Annotated in this window: 13 protein-coding genes and 1 tRNA gene; 7 read left to right on the forward strand and 7 right to left on the reverse strand. The window is 41.9% G+C overall.

What is annotated here, in order from left to right; genetic code table 11:
* The 4 genes from HZC12_03790 to HZC12_03805 all read right to left on the reverse strand — a co-directional run.
* On the reverse strand, nt 1–891 hold an 891-nt coding region (locus tag HZC12_03790), incomplete at its 3' end, for a DNA primase (protein MBI5025849.1).
* Nucleotides 892–1,020: 129 nt separating this feature from the next.
* Complete coding sequence (locus tag HZC12_03795; protein ID MBI5025850.1) at nt 1,021–1,992, reverse strand: NGG1p interacting factor NIF3; 972 nt, start codon at nt 1,990–1,992, stop codon at nt 1,021–1,023.
* A gap of 47 nt (nt 1,993–2,039) precedes the next feature.
* Nucleotides 2,040–2,486 (reverse strand): GatB/YqeY domain-containing protein, encoded by a 447-nt coding sequence (locus tag HZC12_03800; GenBank protein ID MBI5025851.1) that lies wholly within the window; start codon nt 2,484–2,486, stop codon nt 2,040–2,042.
* Nucleotides 2,487–2,488: 2 nt separating this feature from the next.
* The gene (locus HZC12_03805; GenBank protein MBI5025852.1) at nt 2,489–2,686 is read right to left on the reverse strand and encodes a 30S ribosomal protein S21; all 198 of its coding nucleotides are present in this window, start codon (nt 2,684–2,686) and stop codon (nt 2,489–2,491) included.
* Between the two features lie 591 nt (nt 2,687–3,277).
* Here HZC12_03805 and HZC12_03810 point away from each other — a divergent pair.
* The 6 genes from HZC12_03810 (at nt 3,278) to HZC12_03835 (ending at nt 7,021) form a co-directional block, all read left to right on the forward strand.
* Nucleotides 3,278–4,162, forward strand: coding sequence for a cytochrome C (locus HZC12_03810; protein ID MBI5025853.1), 885 nt, complete (start codon nt 3,278–3,280; stop codon nt 4,160–4,162).
* A gap of 21 nt (nt 4,163–4,183) precedes the next feature.
* Nucleotides 4,184–4,480 carry a hypothetical protein gene (locus tag HZC12_03815; GenBank protein MBI5025854.1) on the forward strand — a complete coding sequence of 99 codons (297 nt, stop codon included), beginning with the start codon at nt 4,184–4,186 and terminating at the stop codon, nt 4,478–4,480.
* A gap of 126 nt (nt 4,481–4,606) precedes the next feature.
* Nucleotides 4,607–5,041, forward strand: a complete 435-nt coding sequence (locus HZC12_03820) for a hypothetical protein (GenBank protein ID MBI5025855.1) — start codon at nt 4,607–4,609, stop codon at nt 5,039–5,041.
* Nucleotides 5,042–5,107: 66 nt separating this feature from the next.
* Nucleotides 5,108–5,194: transfer RNA gene (locus HZC12_03825), tRNA-Leu, on the forward strand.
* 65 nt (nt 5,195–5,259) lie between these two features.
* Complete coding sequence (locus HZC12_03830; protein ID MBI5025856.1) at nt 5,260–5,988, forward strand: competence/damage-inducible protein A; 729 nt, start codon at nt 5,260–5,262, stop codon at nt 5,986–5,988.
* A gap of 142 nt (nt 5,989–6,130) precedes the next feature.
* Nucleotides 6,131–7,021 (forward strand): bifunctional riboflavin kinase/FAD synthetase, encoded by an 891-nt coding sequence (locus HZC12_03835; GenBank protein ID MBI5025857.1) that lies wholly within the window; start codon nt 6,131–6,133, stop codon nt 7,019–7,021.
* A gap of 10 nt (nt 7,022–7,031) precedes the next feature.
* Here HZC12_03835 and HZC12_03840 read toward each other — a convergent pair whose 3' ends face one another.
* The gene (locus HZC12_03840) at nt 7,032–7,559 is read right to left on the reverse strand and encodes a TIGR00295 family protein (GenBank protein MBI5025858.1); all 528 of its coding nucleotides are present in this window, start codon (nt 7,557–7,559) and stop codon (nt 7,032–7,034) included.
* A 177-nt stretch (nt 7,560–7,736) separates the two neighbouring features.
* Between HZC12_03840 and HZC12_03845 the strand changes: the two genes are divergently transcribed.
* On the forward strand, nt 7,737–8,096 hold the full coding sequence (locus HZC12_03845; GenBank protein MBI5025859.1) for a hypothetical protein: 360 nt from the start codon (nt 7,737–7,739) through the stop codon (nt 8,094–8,096).
* Here the strand turns inward: HZC12_03845 and HZC12_03850 are convergent.
* Entirely contained in the window at nt 8,085–8,855 is a 771-nt protein-coding gene (locus tag HZC12_03850; GenBank protein ID MBI5025860.1) for a YkgJ family cysteine cluster protein, read from the reverse strand. The genes HZC12_03845 and HZC12_03850 overlap by 12 nt on opposite strands.
* Nucleotides 8,856–9,041: 186 nt before the next feature.
* On the reverse strand, nt 9,042–9,806 hold a 765-nt coding region (locus HZC12_03855; protein MBI5025861.1), incomplete at its 5' end, for a sodium/proton-translocating pyrophosphatase.

The raw sequence follows: 9,806 nt of genomic DNA on the forward strand, positions 1-9,806 counted from the left end.
GGTGGCATTATCGGTAAATCTTTTCATCAACTTAGCGTGTCCCTCTGTAAGGGCCGTGCCGAGTGGCGCAACCACATTTGTAAAACCAAACCTGTGACAGGAGATAACATCAAGATAGCCTTCAACGAAAATGACAGAGTCCATCTTCTTGATAGAATCCCTCGTAAGATTCAGGCCGTAGAGTGTCCTGCTTTTGTTAAAGATCGGGGTTTCAGGTGAGTTCAAATATTTAGGCTCAGAGTTATCTAAGACCCTGCCTCCAAATGCTGTAACTTCTCCCTGAAGGTCGAATATGGGGAAAATAATCCTTCCTCTAAAAGTATCATAATAGCCCTTTGGCCCCTGAATGATAAGCCCGGCTTTTTTTATAGCCTCAACAGGATAACCTTTTTTCCTGAGATGAGTTAAAAGCCTGTCCCACTCCCTGGGTGCATACCCGGGAGAAAAGCTATCCTTAGAAAAATTGTCTATTCCTCTACTTTTAAGATAATCCTCAGCCTCAGGATTGCCTTTAAGGGCATCCCTGTAAAACATCATGGAGTCCCGGTAAAGGCTAAGCAGCATTTCTCTCTGTTTATTATTAATTGCATTGTCTTGAAATTTCGGCAAAGTCACCCCGGCTTTTTTTGCAAGGAGACTTACTGCCTCGTTGAAGGATGTATTTTCCTGCTGCACAATAAAACTGAACACGTCTCCCCCAATTCCGCAGCCAAAGCAGTGATATATCTGTTTTGAGGGGCTTACTATAAATGATGGGGTTTTTTCTGAATGGAAGGGGCAGAGGCCTTTCCAGTTCTGACCGCTCTTTTTCAGGGAGACATATCCGGATATCAAATCCACTATATCCACCCTGCTCTTTATCTCTTCAAGGGTTCTGTCGTAAGAAGGCATAATAGAAATTCAAAATGTAAAATTCAAAGTTAAAAGTCAAAGAAAGTTATTGAAAATTTAGCATTGCTAATTGCTCATTGATAATTGACAATTGTGTTCCCTTTCACTCAAAGGGTTCAGCAACAGCATTTATGCAACGGTGGTGTTTACTCTGCTGAAACGTCTAAATCCGGAGCACGGGATAACATCCAGGGGTTTTACTCTTTCCACTTCATCAAGTAGTAAATTCATGCCGAGATTATCGCTTGAGATATGCCCTGCAATCACTACATTTATATGATTCTTCTCGGCCTCTTTTCTGTGCTCCTCGCCAAGATGCATTGCTACTATTGTGCTAACACCTGAATTGGCAAGGCTCTCAAAGATATCTTTTGAGCCCTCGGTTCCTCCTGTCATATCCACAAAAATCTTACCTGCCTTCCTGTCTTTAGAGCCAATGAGGAACTTTGGACCAGCATTATTTTTAGCAGCCTCCTGATATTCAGGGATTTCTTTCAGAATCTTCATGATGTCATCAAGGGTATCAGGCCCCTTCTCATTAAAAAGTCGATGCAGATAATTTGCGACCATATTATCGGATGGTGTATGCATACACATAAACGGAAAGCCAAGAAGCCTGGCGGCATCTACGCCCCTCGTGTGATTAACAGGAGAAACCTTTCGCTCCACCTCTTTAATCCTTCCCTCAAGGAGGTCCTCAGCAATATTAATAGGGACGCCAACCCTGTTTAATATGTCTGCCTGCATATGCATGACTTCGTAAAAATTTGCATAAGCCCTGCCCTCGGGGTGGTGGGAAACAATAAGGTCTATAGCATGACCCTTTGATGCAAGTCTGTCAGCAAGGAGTACTTCCCCTGTTTCCATATCTATACCAACAAGAATCTTCTTTACTTCTTCTTCACCTGTGCCATTCAGTATCCTTGTATCAGCGTACGGGTTCCTAATGCTTTCAGTATCAAAGGTCTCTTTCTCATCTGGTTTAAGTTCCTGGTACTTAACCTTTCGCTTCTCTAACTCTTTTAAGACAGCATCCCGACCTCTCGGGTCCGCCTTAATTCCACTTTCTATAATGATCTCGTAAAACTCTTTTAAACGCAATTCATCCTCTCAATCGAAAACATGTGGGTCTATGACCCGTAGGGAGGCTATCCTCCGATGGCTTCTTTTACAAGTTCATTCAGGAGTCTACCGTCAATACGTCCCTTTACCTTTGGCATGAGGATCTTCATAACCCTGCCTATATCCCTGGGGCCTGTTGCTCCTGTTTCTTTTATAACAGCCTTAATCATTGCCCTCGCCTCATCCTGAGTAAGCGGCTCAGGCAGATAAGATTTAATTATTAAGAGCTCCCTTTCTTCCTTTTCAACTAAGTCCTGCCTGCCGCCTTTAGAAAACTGTTCAATAGAGTCCCTTCCCTGCCTGGCAAGGGATGACAGGACATCGTAAATATCCTCATCTGTGAGAGGGCTCCTTTTCTCAATCTCTCTGTTCTTGGCTGCTGCTTTAATCATCCGGATAACAGAAACCCGTTCCTTATCAGCAGCCTTCATGGCTTCTTCCAGGTCAGTATTAAGTTTCTGAGCGACAGACATATCTACCTCTCGGAAAACCTTATCCTCTTGACGGCCTTCTTTCTTGCAGCTAAGGCTTTCTTTTTCCTCTTGACGCTCGGTTTCTCATAATGCTCTCTCTTTTTAATCTCAGAAAGGATTCCTTCTCTCTCACATTGTTTTTTAAACTTTCTGAGAGCATTTTCAAATGATTCGTTCTCTCTAACCCTTATAGAGGGCATCAAATCCCCCCCCTCTCGGCAAAATTTAGGATAATCTAACAATTAAACACAGATAATGTCAAGGAATCGACACTATTTTTTATTTTTATATGCTTGGCCATCTACTTATCAAGTGGATTATTAAAAAATTTAAGAAGATAAGAAACAATATGATAATGTCCTGGAGAGGATGACTATTAGATAAAGTAAAGTCAATTTTTAAATATTATGTTACATGTAATTTGTAAATTTAATTTTATATTGACAATTCACTATTTTTGTGCTAAGAGTTTAATTAAGAGGGGGGGTCTCGCCAAAGAAAAGAGCTTCATTTTTTAAATATTCCTGATAATTTAAATTTTAGTTTTAATCCGCTGTAAATAGAGTCCCGGAAACCCTTTGAAAGGAGGTGGTTACATGGGGATTAAAAAGAGTAACCTTTTAACTAAATGTGACCAAAAATGGATTCTAACATTTTGGGAGCATTTATTCCGAGCGTTAGCGAGGAATCTCAGTCGTGGTGAGACCTTTCGCTATGCTCAGGGTAAATGAAACCATTGTATGTACAATTACATGCTTGGTTTCATTTATTTATTGGAAGGGGGGTCAAAAATGATTTGGAGATTATTTTTGATGCTTGCTATTCTGTCTCTTCCAGCTTTTGCACTGGCTGAACAGAAAGCAAAGACCATTGATGAGCTCGCAAAGATGTATGACTCATCAAGCTGTAAGACATGTCATGCTGAGATTTATGCACAATGGGAGAAGTCACACCATGCCAGACCTCTTATGGGTATAAAAGAAGGCATATTTTTAATACCGGTTGTGGAAAAGAGTGCCTTTACACCAAAGGATCCTAAAAAAGCAACAATGAAGAATTTTCCTTGCTTTAAATGCCATCTTCCACAAGCACTCACCTCTGCAGAGGATTCTGTTGCAGCGGAGATAGCACAGGCTGTTTTAGCAAAAGACAAGGCTAAGATCAGCAAACTCCAGATTACATGTATTGTCTGTCACAATGAGATGGCCATCATTCACAGACTTCAAGAAGGAAAGCCTGAAAAGGGTGTTTTATACGGCTCAAAAGCTGTGCCTGCTCACGGAGATAAGACTTACACGAAGGTCAAAAAAAGCGTTATTATGAATCAAGCGATATTCTGCGCCCAGTGTCATGGCACAGGACCAAATTTTGATGCTGAAAATCCATATCAGTGTGCAACCTTGTATGGCAGCTATATCCATGCTTATATTCCTGCCGGCGGGACACAGACATGCCAGGAATGCCATATGAAGCCGGTTAACGGCAAAGCAGACCATCTAATTGCTCCCAACTGGAATGACAGACCTCAATCTTCTGAACTTCTGAAGAAGGCAATTTCCCTTGATGTGCAAACAGTGGGTTATCAGTTCCTCCCAAAAGCCGGAACACATATCCCGATGGTGGTTGTTAACACAAAGGTGACAACAAACGCAGGTCACAGAATCCCTGATGGCTGACCATCTCCAAACAGAGTGGTCATGGAAGTGACCGCAAAGACAGCAGATGGCAAAGAGATATTCAAAGGCGAAAAGATTTATATGCCACAGTCAACAACCTGCCTCGATGAGAAGATGGTGTATGGAGCGCATTGGAAAGTAGGGATTATCCGTGACACAAGCCTTCAGCCTTACAAGGCTAAAAAAGAGTCCTTTGAGATTAAACTCCCTGAAGGTGTAAGGACAGTTGATGTTACAGTGGAACTTACCTATCAGCTATTCCCAGGAGACAAGATACCAATTCACACACTAACCAGAAAAGTAACATTAGAGAGGTAAGAATTAAGCCCTGGATAATCAAAGGCTCTGCCTGTTTTCAGCAGGCAGAGCCTTATTCTATCTTTTGGCGTATTCTATCTTTTAGCCTGTTGCAAAACCTCGCCATAAAAAGTTAAAATTGCTTATATGAAAAAAACCTTTGCTTTTTTATTTATTCCTCTTCTGTTGACTGTTATTGTCTTCCCTGCGTGCTCTAAAAAGAAAGTAAAGCCATCTGAAGACTCAATAATGACTAAAGAGACCCTCAGTGTCATCGAATCAATCATGGCGTCATATCAGGAAAAGGATACGGAGACCTTACGAAAAAATCTCTCTTCAGAGCTTCTGGATGCAACGACAAAAGAGCTTTTTTTTGATAAAGCCACTTTATCTTTCAATCCTAAATGGGTAAAGATACACGGCGCAGCCATTGCTGTAAATATGAGCTGGCATGGCGCCTGGACAGTAAAAGGCAGGGAATTGAAAGACAGAGGGCTGTGTGTATTTTATCTTGAAGGCAATCCACTGAGATTGATTAAGATAGAAGGCGACATTCCCTTTAATGTCCCTAAAATACAATAGACATTGCCATTTCCATGTAAACACCGTTAGAAAGTTTGGGTGGGGCTTTCTTCCTAATGGGGTAAAGCCGAAGTGGCGGAACTGGCAGACGCGCTAGGTTCAGGGTCTAGTGGTCGAAAGGCCGTGCGGGTTCAACTCCCGCCTTCGGCACCATTATAGAGGGTCTTAGATTTGCTGCTAAAAAACAGCTCTCTCTAAGTGATGGAAGGGTCAAGACCATGGAAAAAACAGCAGGGATTATCATTATTGGCAATGAAATCCTTTCAGGAAAGGTCAGGGATATAAATTCACCTTACCTAACTGATGAGCTCAGGGCACTGGGTGTCAATGTCCTTCGCATTTCAATTATTCCGGATGATATTGATGAAATCGGCAGGGAAGTCTCAGAATTTTCAAAAAAATTCGACTATGCCTTTACAGCAGGCGGGGTTGGGCCAACCCATGACGATGTTACTATGGCAGGGATTGCAAAGGGGTTTGGCCTCAGGATAATGAGACATCCCAGACTTGAAGAAATCCTGCGGTCTCGTTACGGGGATTCCATCAATGACACTATCCTTAAAATGGCTGAAGTCCCGGAAGGTGCAGACATTATTGTAAATAAGGACCTGTGGCTCCCAGCCGTATATTTTAAGAACATCTATATCTTTCCCGGAATACCAAAGTATCTAAAAATGAGATTTGATGCAGTAAAAGAACGTTTCCGCTGCAATCCTTTTCTCCTGAGAAAGGTGTTTATTAAAGCGCATGAAACCGATATAGCACCAGCACTTTACAGGGTCGTTGAAACCAACCCAAATGTTATGGTGGGGTCATATCCCATTATTGATAATTCCCAATACAAGGTCATGGTGACTCTAGAATCCAAGCGTGAAGATTCCCTCAACAGGGCATTCAGCTACCTTATAGAACAGCTCCCCGAAGAGATCGTTATCAGGGCTGAATAAATAAAGCCCTAGTGTAGTGTTTCTCAAATAATATGTTTATAGTCTGTCATTCCCGTGAAAACGGGAATCCAGTAATTTCAATAGGTTCTGGATTCCTGCTTCCGCAGGAATGACGAAAAAAGGGCTTTTATAAACACATACTATTTATGCAGGTAAATGCAAAAATAGCGTAGTCACGCTCGGAAATTTCGATGGTCTTCACCTTGGACATCAGGCGATTGTAAAAATGGTGGTAGAGAGGGCAAGAGAAATCGGGGGAACCAGCGTGGTTGTTACCTTTCACCCCCACCCTTTAAAAATATTAGCACCTGATAAATGCCCTCCTCTGATAAGCATTTATGAAGAGAAAATAGCGTTATTCAAAAAAATGGGAGTTGCTGTGCTTGTGAAAATTCCCTTTACCCCGGAGTTTTCATTAAAGAGCCCGGAGGATTTTGTAAAAGAAATTCTGTGCGACTCGCTTGACACCAGAGAGGTATTCGTCGGGTATAACTACCGCTTTGGAAGAGGACGCGAAGGGAATATAGCAAAATTAAGAGCCCTCGGTATCAAGCTTGGTTTCAAGGTGGTTGAAGTTGACCAGATATCAATTGATGGAGAGATCGTAAGCAGCACAAAGATAAGAAATCTGTTAAGAGACGGCGCAGTTGAACACGCTGCAAAGCTATTAGGAAGACACTACGCCATCACAGGAATCGTGGTCCGTGGAGACGGAAGGGGCAAAGCTATAGGATTTCCTACTGCTAACATTGCACCAATACATGAGATAATACCGGCCAATGGTGTGTATGCAGTTAAGCTTTTCATCAGAAACCGCTGCTATAGCGGCATAGCGAACGTGGGGTATCGTCCTACATTCGATAGAAACACCTTAACTATAGAAGTAAACATTTTCGATTTTGATGAAGACATATACGGAGAAGAAATCACATTACCTTTCATCCGCAAAATCCGGGACGAGATAAAGTTTATTGACATAAACTCCCTGATTCAGCAGATCAATCTTGATATAGAAACCGCAAGAAAAATTTAATCCCTCTCTGTCAAGATCTCCCTGTACTGCTAATCCATGATTGAATTTCTTTATGCATTTCTTTAAACCTTCGGATAGATGGATGGTCCCTCCCCAGGACATTGCGGAATCTCTCCAGTGCTTCCTCAAAACTCACTTCTTTAGAACCGTTTATGAGATTGTCCGCATACGACACTATCTTTTCCTCTGGTGTACGGGGGATATAGTCCTTTCTGGGTAACCCCAGGTCTTTGGCCTCCTCAGCGGTTATACCTGCTCCTATGTGCCTTTCTATAATCTTTATAACACTATTAGAAAGCCCCAATTCTCTCGCAATTTTTGCTCCAACCACTGCATGTTCGATACCGTGAGTCCTGCATCTGCCAATATCGTGATAAAGTGCGCCTTTTAGAATCAAATCCCTGTCTACTTTTATCTTAACCCTATCCGCTATGGAAAGGGCTACTCTGGAAACAGCGAGCGTGTGGGCAATTATTTTTTTAGAACATCCAAGCCTTTCTAAAATCTCGCAGCTATTTTTCAAACAGCTCACCTCCATTTGTTTCGCTGATATACCTCCAAAACTTTATTCCACTTTCGCCAGGATTTGTTACTACAAGGTTCGGCAACCGCCTCTGATATAATTTTTAATATATAATATATAAAGACAGGAAAAATAAAAGAAGGATATGCTAATTTAAGTCATAATAACAATTAAAACAAAGAGGCCAGTAAAATGAAAGTGTTAAATTTGAACGATCTAAGAAATAATCAGAAAATTATCAATAAGGTCAAGCTGGAGATAACACCTGAGATACTCTTTCAGCCGCTTTTTCCAAGAACTACTGAGGGATACCAGGAAAAGGTAAAGGAAAGGGAAGGATATATGTTTTATATAGAGATCGTGAATTCTAAACCAACCCTTATGGTTATGAATACCTTCCAGAATATGAGTGTTACCGTCGGATGGATCGAGGGTGTCCCTGAAGAGCTATTGAGAGATGCGGTTGAGAATAAAGCTAAAGAATGTAAAGCCGGGATGTATCCTATAGATGAGACTCTAAAAGAGTGGTTAAAGAAGGAATTAGGCCTGTAATGATCTATCCTTTAATTTCAGTGTCTTCTCTATCATAAGAATGTACTTTAGATACTTAAATCCGAATTTCATCAGTTCTACCTCATCCATCTTTATCCTCTCAATCTCATCCTTATCCATATCAAAGACCTCAAGAAAATTGCTTTCGAAGATATAACTGGAAAACCTGTCAATGTCATAACTTGCCATATAGAACATCTTCTGCTTTTTATCATCAAGTTGAGGAGTGTTTTTTCGAAGCAGGAATGCCTTCCATTCCCTGTTGGTCTCATCATAGAGTGAGGCTTCCTGGTCCACCCTCCATTCCTCTACTGTCCACTCCTTATCTTCTTTAAAACCGAGGCAGTGAGACTCTCTGACGAAGAAGTAAAATTCCTCATTAATAATTGATTCGCCTTCCTGTTTTTTTAATATCCCCTGACCGATAGGATAATATCGGCAGTTTACAGGGCGGTCTGCATATATTGTGCAGCCTTCCGGTGTAACAAAGGGACAGCTTTTCTTTTCATCGTCAAGCATCCCGAGCATGACGAATGGATATGAGGACTTTTCATCGATATGGGTGTAAGTATATTTTTCGAGGAATTCCCCTGATGAAATCTCCAGTCTATTCTTTATCCTGAGGATGTCATAAGGGGTGAGGAGGATATCTATGCCACTGCAACATTTTGTGAAACATTCAATACCTTTATGGCACCTGAACTTAAACCTGCTATTCAGGAAAAGTTTTACCGGTTCTACAGAGCTCATATTTAGCATATTAATTCAATCCTCATCTCATGTTAAGCATCTTAATCCAATTCTCATCCGAGGCAAGTCGGAATCGACTCGTACCGAGATGCCTCGGCTATTTTAGGTAAATAGGTCAGCCCCGTATTAAATACGGGGTTGCCTGACTAAACAAAAGGCCGACAGCGCATCCTGTTGGCCTTTTAATGCAATATCTTATCGTGCAAATTTAATTAAAAGTGGAACAATCAGCAGTGCAACGATATTTATAACCTTGATCATCGGGTTGATTGCAGGGCCTGCTGTGTCCTTATATGGGTCACCAACTGTGTCGCCTGTGACGGCTGCCTTATGGGCGTCAGATTTTTTACCACCGTACATGCCGTCTTCGATGAACTTCTTGGCATTATCCCAGGCACCACCGCCACTTGTCATGGCTATTGCCTGGAAAAGTCCTGTAATAATACTTCCGATAAGGACTCCACCGAGGGCCTCCCTCCCTAAAATAAACCCTACGAGAATCGGTGCTGCTACTGGAATAAGTGCAGGAACCATCATCTGTTTGATTGCACCCTTTGTAACAATATCAACACATGTCCCATATTCAGGTTTTGCCTTTCCTTCCATAATTCCTTTAATCTCACGAAACTGCCTTCTAACCTCCTCAACAACACCACCAGCAGCCTTTCCAACTGCCTCCATAAGGAGTGAGCCAAAATAATAAGGCAGGAGACCACCAATAAAAAGACCTGCTAATACCTTTGGATTCGCAAGTTCAAATGACATGCTTGTTCCAAAAGACCTTGAGTATTCTGCAAAAAGCACAAGTGCAGCAAGACCGGCAGAGCCAATGGCATACCCCTTTGTAACTGCCTTAGTTGTATTTCCAACTGCATCGAGGGGGTCAGTAATTGCACGGATCTCTTTAGGAAGCTCCGCCATCTCGGCAATGCCTCCGGCATTATCTGTAATTGGCCCGTA

It is taken from the genome of Nitrospirota bacterium, assembly GCA_016214385.1.
GTDB lineage: Bacteria > Nitrospirota > Thermodesulfovibrionia > UBA6902 > JACROP01 > JACROP01.